The sequence below is a fragment of the Burkholderia sp. Ed8 genome (genome assembly GCF_040761425.1).
Classification (GTDB): Bacteria; Pseudomonadota; Gammaproteobacteria; order Burkholderiales; family Burkholderiaceae; genus Burkholderia; species Burkholderia seminalis.
In genome coordinates, this window is sequence record NZ_CP142886.1 from 324537 (window position 1) to 343048 (window position 18512).

The 18512-nt window shown below is 68.0% G+C and carries 20 protein-coding genes and 1 tRNA gene; 9 read left to right on the forward strand and 12 right to left on the reverse strand.

All coding sequences use genetic code 11. The features are described from left to right. Positions 1 to 3: 3 nt before the first annotated feature. Positions 4 to 1152 (forward strand): LPS export ABC transporter permease LptG, encoded by a 1149-nt coding sequence (lptG, locus tag VXM69_RS15405; RefSeq protein WP_034186280.1) that lies wholly within the window; start codon positions 4 to 6, stop codon positions 1150 to 1152. A 27-nt stretch (positions 1153 to 1179) separates the two neighbouring features. Continuing rightward, positions 1180 to 1563, forward strand: coding sequence for a CbiX/SirB N-terminal domain-containing protein (locus VXM69_RS15410; RefSeq protein WP_059560410.1), 384 nt, complete (start codon positions 1180 to 1182; stop codon positions 1561 to 1563). 122 nt (positions 1564 to 1685) lie between these two features. Here VXM69_RS15410 and cobA read toward each other — a convergent pair whose 3' ends face one another. From cobA to VXM69_RS15440, 6 genes are all read right to left on the reverse strand, one after another. Next, a complete protein-coding gene (gene cobA, locus VXM69_RS15415) occupies positions 1686 to 2435 on the reverse strand; it encodes a uroporphyrinogen-III C-methyltransferase (protein ID WP_034186281.1) in 750 nt (249 codons plus the stop codon). A gap of 86 nt (positions 2436 to 2521) precedes the next feature. Then, positions 2522 to 3838, reverse strand: coding sequence for a sulfate adenylyltransferase subunit 1 (locus tag VXM69_RS15420; RefSeq protein ID WP_034186282.1), 1317 nt, complete (start codon positions 3836 to 3838; stop codon positions 2522 to 2524). 22 nt (positions 3839 to 3860) lie between these two features. Continuing rightward, the gene (cysD, locus tag VXM69_RS15425) at positions 3861 to 4823 is read right to left on the reverse strand and encodes a sulfate adenylyltransferase subunit CysD (RefSeq protein WP_034186283.1); all 963 of its coding nucleotides are present in this window, start codon (positions 4821 to 4823) and stop codon (positions 3861 to 3863) included. Positions 4824 to 4898: 75 nt separating this feature from the next. Beyond that, the gene (locus VXM69_RS15430) at positions 4899 to 5642 is read right to left on the reverse strand and encodes a phosphoadenylyl-sulfate reductase (protein WP_034186284.1); all 744 of its coding nucleotides are present in this window, start codon (positions 5640 to 5642) and stop codon (positions 4899 to 4901) included. Further along, positions 5639 to 6190: a DUF934 domain-containing protein gene (locus VXM69_RS15435; RefSeq protein ID WP_034186285.1), complete on the reverse strand. Its 552-nt coding sequence runs from the start codon at positions 6188 to 6190 to the stop codon at positions 5639 to 5641. The genes VXM69_RS15430 and VXM69_RS15435 overlap by 4 nt, the downstream gene beginning before the upstream one ends. A gap of 25 nt (positions 6191 to 6215) precedes the next feature. Next, the gene (locus VXM69_RS15440; RefSeq protein WP_034186286.1) at positions 6216 to 7895 is read right to left on the reverse strand and encodes a nitrite/sulfite reductase; all 1680 of its coding nucleotides are present in this window, start codon (positions 7893 to 7895) and stop codon (positions 6216 to 6218) included. A 214-nt stretch (positions 7896 to 8109) separates the two neighbouring features. Here VXM69_RS15440 and VXM69_RS15445 point away from each other — a divergent pair, with 214 nt between their 5' ends. The 4 genes from VXM69_RS15445 (at position 8110) to VXM69_RS15460 (ending at position 10770) form a co-directional block, all read left to right on the forward strand. Then, on the forward strand, positions 8110 to 9051 hold the full coding sequence (locus tag VXM69_RS15445) for a CysB family HTH-type transcriptional regulator (protein WP_034186287.1): 942 nt from the start codon (positions 8110 to 8112) through the stop codon (positions 9049 to 9051). Between the two features lie 64 nt (positions 9052 to 9115). Continuing rightward, positions 9116 to 10273: an ABC transporter substrate-binding protein gene (locus tag VXM69_RS15450; protein ID WP_367189853.1), complete on the forward strand. Its 1158-nt coding sequence runs from the start codon at positions 9116 to 9118 to the stop codon at positions 10271 to 10273. Positions 10274 to 10366: 93 nt separating this feature from the next. Next, a tRNA-Leu gene (locus tag VXM69_RS15455) sits at positions 10367 to 10451 on the forward strand. A 151-nt stretch (positions 10452 to 10602) separates the two neighbouring features. Continuing rightward, positions 10603 to 10770, forward strand: a complete 168-nt coding sequence (locus VXM69_RS15460) for a hypothetical protein (protein ID WP_367189854.1) — start codon at positions 10603 to 10605, stop codon at positions 10768 to 10770. Between the two features lie 28 nt (positions 10771 to 10798). Here VXM69_RS15460 and VXM69_RS15465 read toward each other — a convergent pair whose 3' ends face one another. Then, entirely contained in the window at positions 10799 to 11701 is a 903-nt protein-coding gene (locus VXM69_RS15465; protein ID WP_049036359.1) for a LysR family transcriptional regulator, read from the reverse strand. A 120-nt stretch (positions 11702 to 11821) separates the two neighbouring features. Between VXM69_RS15465 and VXM69_RS15470 the strand changes: the two genes are divergently transcribed. Further along, on the forward strand, positions 11822 to 12559 hold the full coding sequence (locus VXM69_RS15470; RefSeq protein ID WP_367189856.1) for an SDR family oxidoreductase: 738 nt from the start codon (positions 11822 to 11824) through the stop codon (positions 12557 to 12559). Between the two features lie 101 nt (positions 12560 to 12660). Here the strand turns inward: VXM69_RS15470 and VXM69_RS15475 are convergent, their stop codons facing one another. Beyond that, positions 12661 to 13551, reverse strand: a complete 891-nt coding sequence (locus tag VXM69_RS15475; RefSeq protein ID WP_367189857.1) for an alpha/beta fold hydrolase — start codon at positions 13549 to 13551, stop codon at positions 12661 to 12663. A 106-nt stretch (positions 13552 to 13657) separates the two neighbouring features. Here VXM69_RS15475 and VXM69_RS15480 point away from each other — a divergent pair, with 106 nt between their 5' ends. Beyond that, on the forward strand, positions 13658 to 14554 hold the full coding sequence (locus VXM69_RS15480) for a LysR family transcriptional regulator (RefSeq protein WP_034186292.1): 897 nt from the start codon (positions 13658 to 13660) through the stop codon (positions 14552 to 14554). A gap of 36 nt (positions 14555 to 14590) precedes the next feature. On the opposite strand, the gene VXM69_RS15485 is transcribed toward VXM69_RS15480, so the two are convergent. The 4 genes from VXM69_RS15485 to copC all read right to left on the reverse strand — a co-directional run bounded on the left by VXM69_RS15485 (position 14591) and on the right by copC (position 17577). Beyond that, entirely contained in the window at positions 14591 to 15526 is a 936-nt protein-coding gene (locus VXM69_RS15485; RefSeq protein ID WP_200088286.1) for a LysR family transcriptional regulator, read from the reverse strand. Positions 15527 to 15693: 167 nt separating this feature from the next. Then, a complete protein-coding gene (locus tag VXM69_RS15490; protein WP_034186294.1) occupies positions 15694 to 16467 on the reverse strand; it encodes an SDR family oxidoreductase in 774 nt (257 codons plus the stop codon). 169 nt (positions 16468 to 16636) lie between these two features. Further along, a complete protein-coding gene (locus VXM69_RS15495) occupies positions 16637 to 17137 on the reverse strand; it encodes a DinB family protein (RefSeq protein WP_367189858.1) in 501 nt (166 codons plus the stop codon). 65 nt (positions 17138 to 17202) lie between these two features. Continuing rightward, on the reverse strand, positions 17203 to 17577 hold the full coding sequence (copC, locus tag VXM69_RS15500) for a copper homeostasis periplasmic binding protein CopC (RefSeq protein WP_034186296.1): 375 nt from the start codon (positions 17575 to 17577) through the stop codon (positions 17203 to 17205). Between the two features lie 114 nt (positions 17578 to 17691). On the opposite strand from copC, the gene VXM69_RS15505 reads away from it, so the two are divergent. Then, positions 17692 to 18408, forward strand: coding sequence for a pseudouridine synthase (locus tag VXM69_RS15505; RefSeq protein WP_049032542.1), 717 nt, complete (start codon positions 17692 to 17694; stop codon positions 18406 to 18408). Positions 18409 to 18512 lie beyond the last annotated feature (104 nt).

Below are 18512 nucleotides of genomic sequence, written 5' to 3' on the forward strand. Positions count from 1 at the left end.
TCGATGCGGCTCTATGAAAAGTACTTCGCGCGACAGATCTACGTCACGTTCATCTTCATCCTGTTCGCGTTCTCGGGCCTGTTCTTCTTCTTCGACCTGATCAGCGAACTGAACTCGGTCGGGCACGGGAACTACAAGTTCGGCTACGCGGTGCTGCGCGTCGCGCTGCAGACGCCGTCGCGCTTCTACGAGATCATCCCGGTCGCCGCGCTGATCAGCGCGATCTACGTGTTCGCGCAGATGGCCGCGAACTCGGAATTCACGATCTTCCGCGTGTCGGGTCTCGCGACCAACCAGGCGCTGCGCTCGCTGCTGAAGATCGGCGTGCCGCTCGTGATCGTCACCTACCTGATCGGCGAATTCGTCGGCCCGTACGCCGACCAGCTGTCCGAACGCGTGCGGCTGCAGGCGCTCGGCGCATCGGTGTCGTCGAACTTCCAGTCGGGCGTGTGGGTGAAGGACACGCTCGCGGCCCGCGAAAACGGCGAGCAGGTCACGCGCTTCGTCAACGTCGGCAGCCTGTCGCCCGACTCGACGATCAGCAACGTGCGCATCTACGAATTCGACTCGAAGTTCCAGCTGCAGAACGTCCGGATCGCGCAGACGGGCCGCTACGAGCCGCCCGGCCACTGGCTGCTGAAGGGCGTCACCGAGACGGAGCTCACGCCGATCAAGCCGGTCAGCGGCCAGCCGGCCGACGCGCTGAACCCCGTGTACCGGTCGCAGCAGGTGTCGCTGCCCGAATACCGGCTGCGCTCGGACCTGACGCCGCAGATCCTGTCGGTGCTGCTCGTGTCGCCGGAGCGCATGTCGCTCATCAACCTGTTCCGCTACATCCAGCACTTGCGCGAGAATCAGCAGGACACCCAGCGCTACGACATCGCGCTGTGGCGCAAGCTGCTGTATCCGTTCGCGGTGTTCGTGATGCTCGTGCTGTCGCTGCCGTTCGCGTACCTGCACACGCGCGCGGGCGTGGTCGGCGTGAAGGTGTTCGGCGGCATCATGCTCGGCATGAGCTTCCAGCTGCTCAACACGCTGTTCTCGCACATCGGCACGCTGAACACGTGGCCCGCGCCGCTCACCGCGGCGACCCCGGGCCTGATCTATCTCGCGCTCGGCCTGTTCGCGCTCAAGTGGGTCGACCGGCACTGAGTGCCGCATGACGACGGAGGCATCGACATGAGTTCGCACGGCATCGTCCTGTTCGGCCACGGCGCCCGCGATCCGCGCTGGGCCGAGCCGTTCGAGCGGCTCGCCGCGCGGCTGCGCGGCGCAGGCTCCGCTGCCCCGCGCGTGTCGCTCGCGTTCCTCGAGCTGATGACGCCGTCGCTCGCCGACGCCGTTGCCGCGCAAGTCGCCGCCGGCTGCACGCGCATCACCGTGGTGCCCGTGTTCTTCGGCCAGGGCGGCCATGTCCGCCGCGACCTGCCGCAGCTCGTCGATGCCTGCCGCACCGCGCATCCGGCGGTCGAAATCCGCTGCGCGACGGCCGTCGGCGAAGACGACGGCGTGCTCGACGCGATCGCACGCTACTGCCTCGGCCAGCTCGGCGACGACGCCTGAACGAATCCGCCGCCCCAAACAAAAAAGCGCCGGCTTCGAGAGCCGGCGCTTTTTTTACGCCCGCGAACCGGCGGCAATCCGGCAGCAATCGCTACCTCGCTTGGCCGCGCCGCGCGCTCGACTCAAGCGGCACTGCGCAACGCGTCGCCGTCTTTTGCGAGCCGCACGCGCTCGGCGAATGCATCGCCGATCATCAGCAGGCTCGGTTCGGCGGGATCGAGCCACGCCTGCGCGTCGCCCGCCGCCATCTGCGCGAGCGTCAGCGTCAGCGAGCGCTCGCGCACGGTGCTGCACGCCTCGACGATCGCGACGGGTGTCGCCGGCGCCCGGCCGGCGTCGATCAGCTCCTGCGCGATGCCGGGCGCGCTGTCGCGGCCCATGTAGTAGACGATCGAATCGGCGCGCGCGGCTTCGCGAATCTCGTCGCTGCCCGGCGCGCGACTGTGCGTCGCGAACGCGACGCTGCGCGACACACCGCGCAACGTCAGCGATCGCTTCAGCGTCGCGGCGCCGGCCAGCGCCGCGGTGATGCCCGGCACGACCTCGTAGTCGATGCCGGCCGCCTCGAGCGCACGCATTTCCTCTTCGGCGCGGCCGAACAGCATCGGATCGCCGCCCTTCAGCCGCACGACGCACGCGTGTTCGCGCGCCGCATCGACGATCTGCTTGTTGATGAAATGCTGCGCGGTCGAGCGCTGCCCGCAGCGCTTGCCGACCGCGATCTTTCGCGCGTTCGGCGCATAGTCGAGCATCGCCGGCTCGACGAGCGCGTCGTGCAGCACGACGTCGGCTTGCTCGAGCAGCCGCATGCCGCGCACCGTGATGAGGTCGGCCGCGCCCGGCCCTGCTCCGATCAGATACACCTTGCCCATGTTTGTCGCTTCGCTTCGTCCTTGCGGACGTTTGCGGGCGAACCGCGCCGCCGTGCGGCGGCGCGGTTCGCCGCGCAGATTGACGATTACGCCGAGAACGCTCGGATCATGCCGGCGGCGACCGTGTGGTGCGTCGCCTCGTCGATCAGCACGAACGCGCCGGTGCCCGGGTGCGCATCGTACGTGTCGCAGACGATCGGCTTCTGCAGCGTCAGCGCGACGCGGCCGATGTCGTTCATCTTCAGGTCCTGACGGTCGGTCGCGTGCGACAGCGTATGCACGTCGAGCACCTGCTTGACCGCGCCGATCTTCGCGAACACCGTGCTCGTGGTCTGCTTCAGCAGGTACTTGCGCTGCGGCGACAGCGGCGCTTCGTCGAACCAGCACAGGTCGGCCTCGAGCTTCTTCGCCGGCTCGACCGGCTCGGCGGTCGTGACGAACATGTCGCCGCGCGACACGTCGACATCTTCCTCGAGGCGGATCGTCACCGTCTGGCCCGCGAACGCGTGCGCGACCGACGCGGTGCCGCCCGGCACCGGCGCGACGATCTCGGCGATCGTTGCCGTGCGGTTCGACGGCAGCACGACGATCTCGTCGCCCACCTTCACTTCGCCCGACTCGATCCGGCCCATGTAGCCGCGGAAGTCGTCGGCCGAGCTGCCGTCCTGGCGCGCGACCCACTGCACCGGGAAGCGCAGCGCGTCATGCGCCTGCGTCTCGACCGGCAGCGACTCGAGCACGTCGAGGAGCGGCTCGCCCGCGTACCACGGCATGCGCTCGCTCGCGCCGACGATGTTGTCGCCCTTCAGCGCCGACACCGGCACGAAGCGCACGTCGGTCAGGCCGAGCTGCTTCGCGAGCGCGACGTACGCATCGCGGATCTCGTTGAAGCGCGCCTCGCTGTGGTCGACGAGGTCCATCTTGTTGATTGCGACGATCACGTGCTGCAGCCCCAGCAGCTTGACGATCGCGCTGTGGCGCTTGGTCTGCGGCAGCAGTTCCGCGACGCCGTTCTCGATCGTCACGCGCGTCGCGTCGATCAGGATGATCGCCGCGTGCGCGGTCGACGCGCCGGTCACCATGTTGCGCGTGTACTGCTCGTGGCCCGGCGTGTCGGCGATGATGAACTTGCGCTTCGCGGTCGCGAAATAGCGGTACGCGACGTCGATCGTGATGCCCTGCTCGCGCTCGGCTTCCAGCCCGTCGGTCAGCAGCGCGAGGTCGAGCTCGTCGCCGACGGTGCGCTTGTTCTTCGCACGCGACAGCGCGGACAGCTGGTCGGACAGCACGGCCTTGCTGTCGTACAGCAGGCGGCCGATCAGCGTGCTCTTGCCGTCGTCGACGCTGCCTGCGGTGATGAAGCGCAGCACGCCGAGGTCTTCGGTGTTCTCGATGATGCTCATGATGTGAATGTCCTCGTGTGCTTCAGAAATAACCTTGCTTCTTGCGCTGTTCCATCGCGGCTTCGGAGGCCTGGTCGTCCATCCGGGTCGCGCCGCGCTCGGTGATCTCGGTCACCGCCGTCTCGGCGATGATCTTCTCGACGTCGTCCGCATCGCTCTCGACCGGGCACGTGCAGCTGATGTCGCCGACCGTGCGGAAGCGCACCTGCGCGAACTCGCTCGACTCGCCTTCACGCATCGGCGTGAGCGGCGTGACGGGCACGAGCAGCCCGTTGCGGCGCACGATCTCGCGCTGATGCGCGTAGTAGATCGACGGCAGTTCGAGGTTCTCGCGCGCGATGTACTGCCACACGTCGAGCTCGGTCCAGTTCGAGATCGGGAACACGCGCAGGTGCTCGCCCTTGTGCAGGCGGGCGTTGTACAGGCTCCACAGTTCCGGGCGCTGCGCCTTCGGATCCCACTGGCCGAATTCGTCGCGGAACGAGAAGATGCGTTCCTTCGCACGCGCCTTCTCTTCGTCGCGGCGCGCGCCGCCGATCAGCGCGGTGTAGCCGTGCGCCTCGATCGTCTCGAGCAGCGTGACGGCCTGCGCGGCGTTGCGCGAATCGGTCTCGCGGCGCAGCACGACCGTACCGCGCTTGATCGAATCCTCGACGTGCCCGACGACCAGCTCGGCGCCCAGTTCCTGCGCGCGGCGGTCGCGGAAGTCGATCACTTCCTCGTAGTTGTGGCCCGTGTCGATGTGCACGAGCGGGAACGGCAGCGTCGTCTTGCGGTTCGCGCCGAGGCCGAACGCTTTCAGGGCCAGATGCAGCACGACGACCGAATCCTTGCCGCCCGAGAACAGCAGCGCCGGCTTGCTGCACTCGGCAACCAGCTCGCGCAGGATGTGGATCGACTCGGCTTCGAGCCAGTCGAGGTGGCCCATGCGGCTGTCCGCGCCGGAGGCCGGGGCAAAGGCGGATTGCTCGAGCGTCGTGCTCATGATTTCAGTCCTTCTCTTCTGGGTTCGTGCCGCCCGCTGTCGCGGGCGGCGCAATAGTCAGTTTCTTGTAGGCGTTCAGTGCGCGGCGCCAGCATCGGCCGCCGCGGGAATCGGCGTGATCGAGATGTGCAGGCCGCATTCCTTCGTATCGCGCGATTCCCACCACCAGCGGCCCGCCCGGCTGTCCTCGCCGGGACGGATCGCCCGCGTGCACGGCTCGCAGCCGATGCTCGGGTAGCCGCGAGCATGCAGCGGGTTGACCGGCACGTCAAACGCGTCGAGGTACGCCCATACGTCGGCTTCCGTCCAGTCGGCCAGCGGGTTGTACTTCGCGATCCCGCGCGCTTCGTCCTGTTCTTCCTCGTGCAGCTCGGCCCGCGTGACCGACTGCTCGCGGCGCTGGCCGGTGACCCACGCGCCGACGTCGGCCAGCGCGCGGTTCAGCGGCTCGACCTTGCGGATGTGGCAGCACGACTTGCGCAGCTCGACGCTCTCGTAGAACGCGTTCAGGCCGTGCTCCGCGACATACTGGTCGACCGCGTCCTGCCGCGGGTGGAACTGCTCGATCTCGTAGCCGTAGCGCTCGCGCACGCGGTCGATCATGCCGAGCGTTTCCGCGTGCAGGCGGCCCGTATTCAGCGAGAAGATGCCGATCGACACGCCCTTCGACAGGATCGCGTGCGTGAGCAGCATGTCTTCCGCCGCAAGGCTGCTCGCGAACTTCACCTTGTCGTGACGGGCGCCGATCCGCGCGAGCAGTGCGTCGAGGCGCTCGACCTTCGCGGCGAGTTCCGGCGTCAGCGCGGTGGCGGTGCTCATGCGCTCACCTTCGCGTCGGGCGTCGCTACGTCGGGCGTGCGGCGGCGGAACAGCGGCGCCGGCTCGTCGAACGCGCCCTGGTAACGCTGCGTGAATTCCGCGAACGCGTTCAGCGCGTCGTGGATGTCCTTGTCGGCGCGCACCGCGAATGCGTCGAAGCCGCAACGCGACAGGTACAGCAGCTGGTCGCGCAGCACGTCGCCAATCGCGCGCAGCTCGCCCGTCCAGCCGTGACGCTCGCGCAACAAGCGCGCGATGCTGTAACCGCGGCCGTCCGCGAAGCGCGGGAAATCGACGGCGATCAGCGAAATCGCGCCGAAATCGGCCGCGAGATCGGCCGGCTCGCTGTCCGGCGCGAGCCACACGCCGAGTTCGTCCTTCGTCTTCGCGGCGACGAGCGCCGCGCGCTCGGCCTGCCACAACGCGAACGGCACCAGCACCTTGCCGGCCGGCAATGCGTCGACCGCGGGCAGCGCACCGTCTTCCGCCGCGCGCACGACCTGCCATGCGTCGTCGATCACTGCGCGGTTCTTGATAATCGAAGCCATCTGCAAATTCCTTGTAGCCGGTGGGTTACGCGTTCACTGCCTGGCGCGCCGCATACACGCGCTCCTTGAACGGCGCGAGGCCGATGCGGTCGTACGTGTCGACGAAGCGCTCGCCGTCGATGCGTGCCTCGACGAACGTGTCGATCAGCTTCGCGATGACGCCCGGCACTTCTTCCGCCGAGAACGACGGCCCGATCACGCGGCCGAGGCGCGCGCCGTTCCGGCCCGTGCCCTGCTCGCCGCCGAGCGACACCTGGTACCACTCGGCGCCGTCCTTGTCGACGCCGAGGATGCCGATGTTGCCGACGTGGTGGTGGCCGCACGAGTTCATGCAACCGGAAATGTTCAGCGACAGGTCGCCGAGGTCGTGCACATAGTCGAGATCGTCGAAACGCTGCTGGATCGCCAGCGCGATCGGGATCGACTTCGCGTTCGCGAGCGAGCAGAAATCGCCGCCCGGGCACGCGATGACGTCGGTCAGGAGGCCGATGTTCGGCGTCGCGAAACCGGCCGCCTTCGCCTTTTCCCACAACGCGAACAGGTCGCGCTTCTTCACGTTCGCGAGAATCAGGTTCTGCTCGTGCGACACGCGCAGCTCGCCGAACGAGTAAGCGTCGGCCCAGTCGGCCACCAGTTCCATCTGCGCGTCGGTCGCGTCTCCCGGCGCCACGCGGTGATCCTTCAGCGACAGCGTGACGGCCGCATAACCGGCCACCTTGTGCGGCGCGACGTTACGCTCGACCCAGCGCGCGAACGCCTTGTTCTCGAGCAGGTGCTGCTCGAACGATGCGTCGGTGTCGGCCAGCTTCTCGTAGACGGGCGGCGCGAAATACTGCGACACGCGGTCGAGCTCGGCCTGCGTGAGCGTCGACGGGCCGTCCTTCAGGTGCTGCCACTCTTCCTCGACCTGTTGCGCGAACTTCGCGGGCGACAGCGCCTTCACGAGGATCTTGATGCGCGCCTTGTACAGGTTGTCGCGCCGGCCGTAACGGTTGTATACGCGCAGCACGGCTTCGCAGTAGGTCAGCAGGTGCTGCCACGGCAGGTCTTCCTTGATCACCGCGCCGATGATCGGCGTACGGCCGAGGCCGCCGCCCGCGAGGATGCTCGCGACCACCTCGCCCTGCGCGTTCTTCTTCAGGTACACGCCGAGGTCGTGGATCTGCACGGCCGCGCGGTCGTCCTTCGAGCCCGACACCGCGATCTTGAACTTGCGCGGCAGCCACGCGAATTCGGGATGGAACGTCGACCACTGGCGCAGGATCTCGGCCCACGGGCGCGGATCGATCTCCTCGTCCTGCGCGACGCCGGCGAACTGGTCGGCCGTGATGTTGCGGATGCAGTTGCCCGACGTCTGGATGCCGTGCATCTGCACCGACGCGAGCTTCGCGAGGATCTCGGGCGTGTCTTCCAGCTCGATCCAGTTGAACTGGATGTTCGAGCGGGTCGAGAAGTGACCGTAGCCGCGGTCGTGTTCGCGGGCGATGCGCGCCAGCATCCGGAGCTGGTCGCTGCGCAGGTTGCCGTACGGAATCGCGATGCGGTGCATGTACGCGTGACGCTGCATGTACAGGCCGTTCTGCAGGCGCAGCGGACGGAATTCTTCCTCGCTCAACTCGCCCGACAGCCGGCGGCGCACCTGATCGCGGTACTGCGCGACACGCTCGTCGACGATCGTCTGGTCGTATTGGTCGTACTGATACATTCGGGGACCCCAGGGTTTTCGTGGTGACCGCGCGACGTCCTAGCCACGTCGCGCCCGAATCTCCGTTCCGCCGTCATCGCCCCCATCCGCTACCGGGTGGATTGCTAATGACGAAAACAGATATCCATATTTGAAAAACTCGGGTGAATCGTAATAAACTCGCCTTATATTTCAAACGACTAAAAAATTCTGTTGATATGCGGAAGGGTTATAAATGAACCTGCACCAATTTCGCTTCGTGCGCGAGGCCGTCCGGCAGAATTTCAACCTCACCGAGGCCGCGAAGGCGCTCTACACGTCCCAACCGGGGGTATCCAAGGCGATCATCGAGCTCGAGGACGAGCTCGGCGTGGAGATCTTCACGCGGCACGGCAAGCGCGTGCGCTCGCTCACCGAGCCGGGCAGGATCATCCTCGCGTCGGTCGAGCGGATCCTCCAGGAGGTTGAAAGCCTTAAAAGGGTCGGGAAGGATTATGCCGCACAGGACCAGGGCAACCTGACCATCGCCGCGACCCACACGCAGGCCCGCTACTCGCTGCCGGCCGCGATCGCCGAATTCAAGAAACGCTTCCCGAAGGTGCACCTGTCGATCCTGCAAGGCAGCCCGACGCAGGTGGCCGAGATGGTGATCCACGACCAGGCCGATCTCGCGATCGCGACCGAGGCGATCTCCGACTACAAGGAGCTCGTGTCGCTGCCCTGCTTCCAGTGGCACCATGCGGCCGTCGTGCCGGCCGACCATCCGCTGCTCGAACGCAAGCCGCCGACGCTCGACGATCTCGCGCAGTACCCGCTGATCACCTATGACGACGCGTTCGCGGGCCGCAAGAAGATCAATCACGCGTTCGCGTTGCGCGGGCTGTCGCCGGACATCGTGCTGGAGGCGATCGACGCCGACGTGATCAAGACCTACGTCGAACTCGGCCTCGGCGTCGGCATCATGGCCGACATCGCGTTCAACCCGGAGCGCGACCGCAACCTGCGGCTGATTCCGGTTGGCCACCTGTTCGGCAGCAACGTGACGCGTGTCGCGCTCAAGCAGGGCGCCTACCTGCGCAGCTATGTGTATACGCTCGTCGAACTGCTGTCGCCGACCCTGAACCGCAAGCTGATCGAGCAGGCACTCAAGGGCGAATCCGAATCGTACGAGCTTTGACCGGCGTGTATAAACAGCGGGGCGCATATCGCGCCCCTTTTTGCTGCCCGACGGAGATTCCCGCATGACGCTTCCCGCCCTGTTGCGCCGCGCCGCCGGCGCCGCCCTCGTCCTGGCCTGCGCGGCCGCGCATGCCGACCTGAAGGTCGGCGTCGACCTGTCGTCGACCGGCCCGGCCGCCGCGATCGGCATCACCAGCAAGAACGCGATCCTGATGTGGCCGAAGACGATCGCTGGTCAGCCGGTGCAGGTGACGGTGCTCGACGACGCATCCGATCCGGGCGCCGCGGTGCGCAACATCCGCAAGCTGGTCGACGAGGATCACGTCGACGTCGTGGTCGGGCCGAACATCACGCCGGCCGCGCTCGCGGCGCTCGACGCGGTCGCGGCCGCGCAGACGCCGATGATCACGCTGGTCGGCTCCGGCGCGATCGTCGAGCCGCAGGAAGGCGCGCGCACCTGGGCGTTCAAGATGGCCCAAGGCGACCGGGCGATGGCCGACGTGATGACGCGCTACATGGCGAACCACGGCGTGAAGACGGTCGGCTTCATCGGCTTCGCGGACAGCTACGGCGACAGCTGGCTGAGCGAGTTCACGCGCTTCGCCGATCTCCGCAAGATCCGCGTCGTCGCGACCGAGCGCTTCAACCGCACCGACGCGAGCGTCACCGGCCAGGCGCTGAAGCTGATCGCGGCGAAACCCGACGCGATCCTGATCGCGGGCTCGGGCACGCCGGCCGTGCTGCCGCAGCGCACGCTGATCGAGCGCGGCTACAAGGGCCCGATTTACCAGACGCACGGGATCGCGACGCCGGAATTCATCAAGCTCGGCGGCAAGGACGTCGACGGCACGCTGTTCCCGACCCAGCCGGTGGTCGTCGCGCGCACGCTGCCGGCCGACCATCCGGCCCGCAAGGCCGCGCTCGCGTTCGTCGACGCGTACGAGGCGAAGTACGGCGCCGGCACGGTCACGCAGTTCGCGGGCGACGCGGCGGGCGTCTACCCGCGCCTCGCCGACGCGGTCGGCCGCGCGCTGAAGGCGGCGCAACCCGGCACGCCCGCGTTCCGCGCCGCGCTGCGGCACGAGCTCGAACGCGCGCACGAACTCGTCGTGCCGAACGGCGTCGTCAACACGAGCGACAAGGATCACGTGGGGCTCGATCAGCGCGCGAGCGTGATGGGGATCGTGAAGCAAGGCCGGTTCGTCTACCTGAGCCAGTGACTGGCGCCCGGATGCCGGGGTGGCTTGCCCGGCATCCGGATTTCCGACATAATCCGCGTTTCGCCGCGCACTCGCCTGCGCGGCCACGAACAAGCCCAGGTGGTGAAATTGGTAGACGCAGGGGACTCAAAATCCCCCGCCGCAAGGCGTGCCGGTTCGATTCCGGCCCTGGGCACCAGTCTTTCGCAGCGTCATTCGCTGCGCACTCGAAACCCGCGCAAGCTCGCCGCTTCGCGGGTTTTTTGTTTTTGCCCGCATGCGATGCGCGCCGCAACGCGCCCCCGCCCCCGACAGTCCAAGCATCAGGGAACGCGGCACGGAGGCAAGCCATGTCCAAGCGTGTGATTTCACTCCCGACCCGCGTCGGCGTGCTCGTCGCCCTGCTGTCGATCATGCTGGGCGGATGCAACCTGCTTCGCGAACCGCCGGTGCCCGACTGGCCGGGGCCGCATGCGCCCTACCCGTTCCCGGACGACATTCCGCATCGCACCGAATGAACCGATGGCGTCCTGCCGCCCGACGTGCTCAGGCCATCAATTCGCGGACGAAATCGAGAAACACCCGCACTTTCGCGGCGACCAGGTTCGACGCATGGTGATACGCATAAAGCGGGAACGTCTCGTCCGCCCATTCCGGCAGCAACTGGACCAATCGCCCTTCGGCAAGGACGTCGCGCGCATAGAGTTCGAGCAGTTGCGCGATGCCGACGCCGCCCAGGCACGCGCCGAGCAGCCCGCCGGTATCGTTCACCGTCAGCCGGCCGGCGGCGTCGACCGGCACGACTTCCTTGCCTCGATGAAATTCCCATTCGTACGGTCGCCCCGTCACCGGATCGCGGATCAGCACGCACTGGTGACCGTCCGCGAGATCGCGAGGGTGCCGCGGTTCGCCATGCCGCGCGACGTATGCGGCCGACGCGCAGGTCAACACGCGCGTCTCGAGCAGCAGTCGCGCACGATATGACGACGGCTCCGGGATGCCGAAGCGCACTGCCACATCGAAGCCGTCGGCGACGAGGTCGCCCATTCGGTCCCGCGCGCTGATCTCGACCTCGAGGTCGGGAAAGCGGTCGAGGAATGCCGCCATCCGCGGCGCGAGCACGTAGTGGCCGAACGTGCCGTCCACGTTCACGCGCAGCCGCCCCTTCACGCGCGCCTTCGACTGGCCGGCGTCGAGCGCCGCCTCCTCGATGCCGGCCAGCAGCGGCGCGACCGCCTCGTAAAAGCGTCGCCCTTCGTCGGTCAACGTGATCGCGCGTGCCGTCCGGTTGAAGATCCGGATGCCGACCCGTTCTTCCAGCCGGGCGACCGCACGACTCACCGCCGGTTGCGTCAGCCCCATCGCCTCGCCCGCCCGCGCGAAGGTGCCGGCCTCGATCACCGCGGAGAGCACGCCGATACCGCTGAGCAGCCTGCTGTCGAATCTCATCAGACATACTTTTAGTCATTTATTGACTGATCATTATTCATTATTTTTATTGATCGAGGAAGCCTACAGTCAATCCTGTCGCCGGATCGAACGGCATTCCACCCTCATCAGGAGCAGGACATGAGCACATCGGAACAGGTCGCCCTCGTCACGGGTTCGTCGCGTGGCATCGGTGCTGAAATCGCCCGCGCACTCGCGCGAGACGGCTTCCGGGTCGTCGTCAGCTATGCCGGCAGCGCCGGGCCGGCCCGCGAAGTGGTCGACGCGATCGTCGCCGACGGTGGCCAGGCCATCGCGGTGCAGGCGAACGTCGCCGACCCGGCGGCCGTGGCCGCACTGTTCGACGCCGCCCGCGAGGTATGCGGCGGCCTCGACGTGGTGGTCAATTCCGCGGGCGTGATGAAGCTGGCGGCGATCGCCGACTGCGACGACGCGCTCTTCGACGAAACGATGGCCATCAACGTGAAAGGCACGTTCAACGTATGCCGCGAAGCGGCAAGACGCGTGCGCGACGGTGGCTCCATCATCAACCTGTCGACCAGCGTGATCGGCATGCGCATGCCGACTTACGGCGTGTACGTCGCCAGCAAGGCGGCGGTCGAAAGCCTCACGCAGGTGCTCGCGCAGGAAATGCGCGGGCGCGGCATCCGTGTGAATGCCGTCGCGCCGGGGCCGGTGGCGACCGAACTGTTCCTGCAGGGCAAGAGCCCCGAACTGGTCGATCGGCTCGCGAAGCTGAACCCGCTCGAGCGGCTCGGCCAGCCTGACGACATCGCGCGCGTCGTCGCGTTCCTCGCCGGCCCGGAGGGCGCGTGGATCAACGGCCAGATCCTGCGCGCCAACGGCGGCATGTGCTGACGAACCGCTCGGAGCCGCCTCATCTTTCCGCCAAGAGATCGACCATGAAGCAAGTTGTCCTCGTCACCGGTGCGTCCAGCGGCTTCGGCCTGCTCAGCGCGTCAATCGCGCTCGCAGAACCGCAGGATCGAGTCCGCGACGGCCGCCGGCGCCTCGCGCTGCGGAAAGTGTCCGACCGAGTCCAGGATCTGCCGCTCGTAGCGGCCGGCGAAGAACCGTTCGCGCCCGGCTGAGCTGTCCGGATGGTTGCAGGTGTCCGCGCCGCCGTGCAACACGAGGGCCGGCAGCGACAGCACGGGCGCCGGGTTCAGCCGCGCATCGTCGTCGGCATAAGCCGGCGTACCCGGTGCGAAGCCCCAGCGATGCCGGTACGAATGCAGCACGACGTCGATCCAGTCGGGACCGTCGAACGCGGCCGCCGCCGCCTCGAAATCGCCGTCGCGATACCAGCCGGCCGACGACCACGTGTCCCACATCAGGCGGGCAAACGCGCGGCGATCGTCGCGCAGCGCCTGCTCGCCGCGCGGCGTCGCCATGAACCAGTGATACCAGTAGTTGCGCGCCTGCTGCAGCGACAGCGGCTGGCGTGGATCGTTGGTGCCGTACCCGACCGACAGCATCACCAGATGCGACGCGGCGCCGTCGCGCAGCCCGCACGCGTTCGCGACCGCGCGTGCGCCCCAGTCGTGCCCGACCAGCACGGGCCGCGCGACGCCGAGCGCATCGACGAATTCGAGCAGGTCGCGCCCGAGCGCCGCGAGCTGGCCGCTGCGCGGCACGGATGCGTCGCGAAAGCGCGTCGGCGCGAAGCCGCGCAGCGCGGGTGCCAGCACGCGGTAGCCGCGCGCGGCAAGCGTCTCGGCCACCGCGGCCCAGCCGACGGGGCTGTCCGGCCAGCCGTGCAGCAGCACGGCCACGCGCTCGCCGCGCGGATTCCATTCGAGATAGGCAATATCGAGCGACGCGGTCGTCGCATGCATATAGGTCGTCATCGTGTACTCCGTTGGGCCAGCCTGAGCGCACGATGGTAGGCCGGCATTTCATCACGATTCACGGAGTATCATGATTCATTCATTGAATTCCACGTTGAATCGACCGATGGAACCGCTGACCGATCCTGCATCGACCGCGCTCGACATCACGCTGCTGCGTACCTTCCTCGAAGTCGTCGACAGCCGCGGGTTCGCACCGGCCGCCGACCGCCTCGCGCTCACTCCGTCGGCCGTCAGCGGCCACATCAAGCGGCTCGAACAGGCGGCCGGCACCGTGCTGCTGGCGCGCACGACGCGGCGCGTCGCGCTCACGCCGGCCGGCGACACGCTGTACGCCTACGCGCGCAACATCGTCGACATGGAGCGCGAAGTGCGCGCCCGGCTGCGCGGCGCGCCGGCGCACGGGCCGCTGCGCATCGGCGCGTCGGAGGACTTTGCCGGGGCGTGGCTGCCGCAGGTGCTGCGCGCGTTCCGCGACCGCTACCCGCGCACGTCGATCGAGCTGAAGGTCGGGATCACCGCGTCGCTGCTGCGCGAACAGACGCTCGGCCGGCTCGACGTCGTATTCGGCAAGCAGTGCCGGCAGGTCGATACACCGGGCGAACTGCTGTGGGAAGAACCGCTCGTGTGGGCCTACGCGTCGGATCGCGCGCTCGACGCGGACGGCGAAGTGCCGCTCGCGCTGTTTCCGCAGCCGTGCGTCTATCGCGAAGCGGCCGTCGCGGCGCTCGCCGCCGCGCTGCGGCCGTTCCGCGTACGGTTCGAGAGCAGCAGCATGGCCGGCTGCGTGTCGGCCGCGCTCGCCGGCTTCGCGGTCACCGCGCTTGCACGCAGCCAGCTGCGCGACGGCCTGCGCGAATGCGGGCCGCGGGACGGGCTGCCCGCGCTGCCGGCCGCGCGCTTCTATGCGTTTGCCGCGAAGCCCGACGGCCCAGGCGCGGCATTGATCGACGCGGTGCGGGATGCCGGGCGCGACAGGCGATTCGCGGCACCGGACGGCTGAAACATGCGCGACGGCGGCCGCGCCACCCGGCTGCCGTCAGTCGCCTTCCGTGCCCGGCCCCACCGCCGTCCCCGTCAGCGCATCCGTCATCAACTCGCCGAACCACTCGACGAACGCATTGAGCCGGCGCGACCGATGCCGGCGATGCGGATACACGGCCGACACGTCCATCGGCGCGGCGCGGTGGCCGGGCATCACGTCGACGAGCGCGCCGTTTTCCAGCAGATGCTCGACGTCGAACCGCGGAATCTGGATCAGCCCCATGCCGGCAATGCAGCCGGCGATGTAGGTTTCCGCATTGTTGACGATCACGCGGCTCGGCAGCGTCAGCATGTGCGTCTGCCCGTCGACGCAGTACTCCCATCCGAGCTCGCGCCCCGTCGTCGGCGACGCATAACCGATCGCCCAGTGCCCGTGCGCGAGCGCATCCGGATGCTCGGGCACGCCGCATTCGCGCAGGTAGTCGGGACTCGCGCAGTTGATCAGCGTGAACTGCCCGAGCGGCCGCACGACGAGGCTGCTGTCCGCGAGCCGCCCGACGCGGATCGCGCAGTCGACGCCCTCCTGCACGAGGTCGATCGAGCGGTCGGTCGAGCCGAGCGACAGTTGCAGCTTCGGGTAGCGGCGGAACAGCGACGGCAGCGCGGGCGCCACGACGCGGCGCGCGATCCGGCTCGGCACGTCGACGTTCAGCCGTCCGACGACGTCGCGGTCGCGGCGGCGGAACAGGCGGTCGAGTTCGTCGGCCTCCGCGAGCAGGCGCCGGCCGCGCTCGAGCAGCAGCGCGCCGTCGGCGGTGAGCTGCACCTGGCGCGTCGTGCGATGCAGGAGGCGCGTGCCGAGCCCCGTCTCGAGCTGCTGGACGGCCGCCGACACGGTTGCGCGCGGCACGTCGAGCGCGTGCGCGGCCTTGATGAAGCTGCCCATTTCGGCAACCTGCAGGAAGATTCTGACCTGATCCAGCTTGTCCATCGGCGGGGGAACGTAGGTTCGGACGGCGGTCGCCGCCAGCCGCCGCCCATCGCGGCACGGTCCGGCGGCACAACGAAAACGGGCGCGCGGCCTCGCGGCTGCACGCCCATTCATTGTCCACGCAAACGCGCCATTGCGGTGCGCCGCGCGGCGCGTGAACGGCCCCGTTACTTCGTGGTGTACCCGCCGTTGATCAGGATCGTCTGGCCCGTGATCCACCAGCCGTCGGTGACGAGATGGCGGATGAACGGCACGACGTCCTCGATGTCGGTCAGGCCGGTCTTGCTGAACGGCGACAGCGCGGCCGCCGTCTTGTGATACGCGACCGCGTCGGCGCCCTCGGCCGGATAGAAGAACGGCGTATCCATCGGGCCCGGCCCGACGGCCGTCACCGAGATCCCGCGGGCGCCGTATTCCTTCGACGCCGCGCGCGTGAAGTGCTCGACCGGCGCCTTCGACCCTTCGTACGCCGCATAGAACGGCGTGAACGCGCCGAGCAGCGACGTCACGAGCGTGACGAGCTTGCCGTGATCCTCGAGATGCCGCCCGGCTTCCTTGATGAAGAAGAACGCGGACTTGCTGTTGACCGCGAACATCTCGTCGTACTCGGCCTCGCTGATCTCGGTGAACGGCTTCTTCAGCACCTTGCCGACCGTGTTGATCGCGATGTCGATCTTGCCGAAGCGCTGCTTCGCGTCGTCGAACAGCTTCTCGACCGCGGCGGCCGTCGTCAGGTCGCCCTGGAACGTCGCGGCTTCCGCGCCGGCCGCGCGCACGGCGGCGGCCGTTTCCTCGGCCTGGGCCTGCGACGCCGCGCTGTTGTAGTGAATCGCCACCGCCTTCGCGCCGTGGCCGGCCAGATCCCGGGCGATCAGGCCGCCGAGATTCTTCGCGCCGCCTGCGATCAGGACGACCTTGTCTGCGAGCGTATGAGTTGCCACGGTTGACTCCTTTTTCGATGAGCGAAGCTAGGAGTGTAGGCACGTGCCACGCGCGGGTCAGCCGGTCGCGGCTGGATGGATTATCCAGAAAACCGATCCAATCCGGACGCAAATCCGTGGTCTGCCGTACCGACGGCGGCACCGGATCATGCTTGCCAAGGCCGGCGCTTCAGCGCGCGTAAAGCGCCGCGTCGATCTTGCCGAGCAGCCACTGCATGCCGGCCAGATGCTGCTGGTCGTGGCTGCACAGGTAGTGGACGAGCCCGCGCACGGTCAACGGACCGTAGCCTTCGAACTCGCCGGTGCGCTCGAACTGCTCGGGCGTGAGGCGCGACAGCAGCTCCAGCGTTTCGCGTCGCGCGTCGCGGATCGCCGCGAGCACGCCCGACGCGTACGCATCGGTGTAGCGGCGCTCGATCGCGAGCGCGTCGCCGTCGAGCGACATGAGCAGCGGCCGGTCTTCGTCGAGCATCCGCCGCAACCGCACCTGATAGCCGTCGATCTCGATGTCGCGCACGTGGCAGAGCTGCCCGAGTGGCGAGAAATGCTCGCTCGGAATCCCGGCCCAGTCGTCGGGTGTCCAGCGCGCATAGCCGTCGGGCACGGCCGCGAAATGCGCTTCGAGTTGACGGGGGAAATCGGCGAGTGCATCGAGCGTCGTCGGATTCATGCGGGAAACTCCCTGTCGGATAAGGGCGACGACAACCCTGGCACGGGCCTGCCGCCGCCGTTGCGTCACTTCACGCTGAAGCCGTACGCGCCCTGCGTGCGGTGCCCGTCGGTCGCGACGGCCACCCATTTCACCGTATAGGCACCGGCGCCGACTGCCGCGAGCGGCACCGTCATCCGCTTGCGGTTCGACGCGTCGATGCGCGCACGGCCGTCCGACACCGTCTTGCCGCCGCCGTCGACGACGACGATCGAGCTGAATGCCGGCTCCAGCGGCTCGGTGAAGTCGATCGTGACGGCAGCCGGCGCGGTCGCCACCGCCGCGCCCGCCGCCGGATCGCTCTTCGCGAGATGCGCGTGCGCGAAAGCAGCCGACGAGACGGTGGCGGCAACGATGACGGCGGCCGCCTGGCGACCGAACGGGAATGAATCGAAACGCATGGACTTTCCGTGAAGCATGAACGGGTGCCGCACCCCGCGCGGCGTTCCGGCAGCTTACCAGCGCAGGCGCGTTCATGCCGGTCATCCGCCGCCGCTTGATAGAATGCGCGCGCTATGGATCTCGAAAGCATTCTCTACACCCAGGGCTTCGGCTCGCGCCGCCAGTGCCGCGGCCTGATCGAAGCGGGCCGCGTCGCCGTCGCGGGCACGGCCGCGACCGATCCGGACGCCACCTTCGATACCGACGGCCTCGTATTCGAGGTCGACGATACGGCGTGGCCGTTCCACGAACGCGCGTATCTCGCGCTCAACAAGCCCGCCGGCTACGAATGCTCGCGCGATCCGCAGCACCACGCGAGCGTGTTCAGCCTGCTGCCCGCGCCGCTCGTCGCGCGCGGCGTGCAGTGCGTCGGCCGCCTCGACCAGGACACGACCGGCCTGCTGCTGCTGTCCGACGACGGCCAGTTCGTGCATGCGTACACGTCGCCGAAGCGCAAGGTGCCGAAGACCTACGTCGCGACCGTGCGCCACCCGCTCGACGACGCGCAGTTGAACGCGCTGCGCGGCGGCGTGCAGCTGCACGGCGAGCCGAAGCCGATCGCGGCCGTCGCCGCCGACGCGCGCGACACGCACGCGCTCGCGCTGACCGTCCTCGAAGGCAAATACCACCAGGTCAAGCGCATGGTGGCGGCGGCGAGCAATCGCGTCGAATTGCTGCACCGCGAAAGCATCGGCGGCTTCACGCTGCCGGACGATCTCGCGCCGGGCGCGTGGCGGTGGCTCGACGACGCCGACCTTTCAGCGCTGCGCAATCCCGTCAAAACCCTGTAAGGGAAAATCCGCACGACCGTTCGGTGCCCGGCCGCGTCTGGGCCGCAGGTTCCCCCGCTATACTGAAATCACAAGCTGCACGAGCAGCGATGCAGGGGAGACAT

Excerpts from the sequence above, each read along its gene's own strand:
- lptG (WP_034186280.1), top strand. The coding sequence starts at position 4 with ATGCGGCTCTATGAAAAGTACTTCGCGCGACAGATCTACGTCACGTTC.
- VXM69_RS15410 (WP_059560410.1), top strand. The coding sequence starts at position 1,180 with ATGAGTTCGCACGGCATCGTCCTGTTCGGCCACGGCGCCCGCGATCCG.
- cobA (WP_034186281.1), bottom strand. The coding sequence starts at position 2,435 with ATGGGCAAGGTGTATCTGATCGGAGCAGGGCCGGGCGCGGCCGACCTC.
- VXM69_RS15420 (WP_034186282.1), bottom strand. The coding sequence starts at position 3,838 with ATGAGCATCATCGAGAACACCGAAGACCTCGGCGTGCTGCGCTTCATC.
- cysD (WP_034186283.1), bottom strand. The coding sequence starts at position 4,823 with ATGAGCACGACGCTCGAGCAATCCGCCTTTGCCCCGGCCTCCGGCGCG.
- VXM69_RS15430 (WP_034186284.1), bottom strand. The coding sequence starts at position 5,642 with ATGAGCACCGCCACCGCGCTGACGCCGGAACTCGCCGCGAAGGTCGAG.
- VXM69_RS15435 (WP_034186285.1), bottom strand. The coding sequence starts at position 6,190 with ATGGCTTCGATTATCAAGAACCGCGCAGTGATCGACGACGCATGGCAG.
- VXM69_RS15440 (WP_034186286.1), bottom strand. The coding sequence starts at position 7,895 with ATGTATCAGTACGACCAATACGACCAGACGATCGTCGACGAGCGTGTC.
- VXM69_RS15445 (WP_034186287.1), top strand. The coding sequence starts at position 8,110 with ATGAACCTGCACCAATTTCGCTTCGTGCGCGAGGCCGTCCGGCAGAAT.
- VXM69_RS15450 (WP_367189853.1), top strand. The coding sequence starts at position 9,116 with ATGACGCTTCCCGCCCTGTTGCGCCGCGCCGCCGGCGCCGCCCTCGTC.
- VXM69_RS15460 (WP_367189854.1), top strand. The coding sequence starts at position 10,603 with ATGTCCAAGCGTGTGATTTCACTCCCGACCCGCGTCGGCGTGCTCGTC.
- VXM69_RS15465 (WP_049036359.1), bottom strand. The coding sequence starts at position 11,701 with ATGAGATTCGACAGCAGGCTGCTCAGCGGTATCGGCGTGCTCTCCGCG.
- VXM69_RS15470 (WP_367189856.1), top strand. The coding sequence starts at position 11,822 with ATGAGCACATCGGAACAGGTCGCCCTCGTCACGGGTTCGTCGCGTGGC.
- VXM69_RS15475 (WP_367189857.1), bottom strand. The coding sequence starts at position 13,551 with ATGACGACCTATATGCATGCGACGACCGCGTCGCTCGATATTGCCTAT.
- VXM69_RS15480 (WP_034186292.1), top strand. The coding sequence starts at position 13,658 with ATGGAACCGCTGACCGATCCTGCATCGACCGCGCTCGACATCACGCTG.
- VXM69_RS15485 (WP_200088286.1), bottom strand. The coding sequence starts at position 15,526 with ATGGACAAGCTGGATCAGGTCAGAATCTTCCTGCAGGTTGCCGAAATG.
- VXM69_RS15495 (WP_367189858.1), bottom strand. The coding sequence starts at position 17,137 with ATGAATCCGACGACGCTCGATGCACTCGCCGATTTCCCCCGTCAACTC.
- copC (WP_034186296.1), bottom strand. The coding sequence starts at position 17,577 with ATGCGTTTCGATTCATTCCCGTTCGGTCGCCAGGCGGCCGCCGTCATC.
- VXM69_RS15505 (WP_049032542.1), top strand. The coding sequence starts at position 17,692 with ATGGATCTCGAAAGCATTCTCTACACCCAGGGCTTCGGCTCGCGCCGC.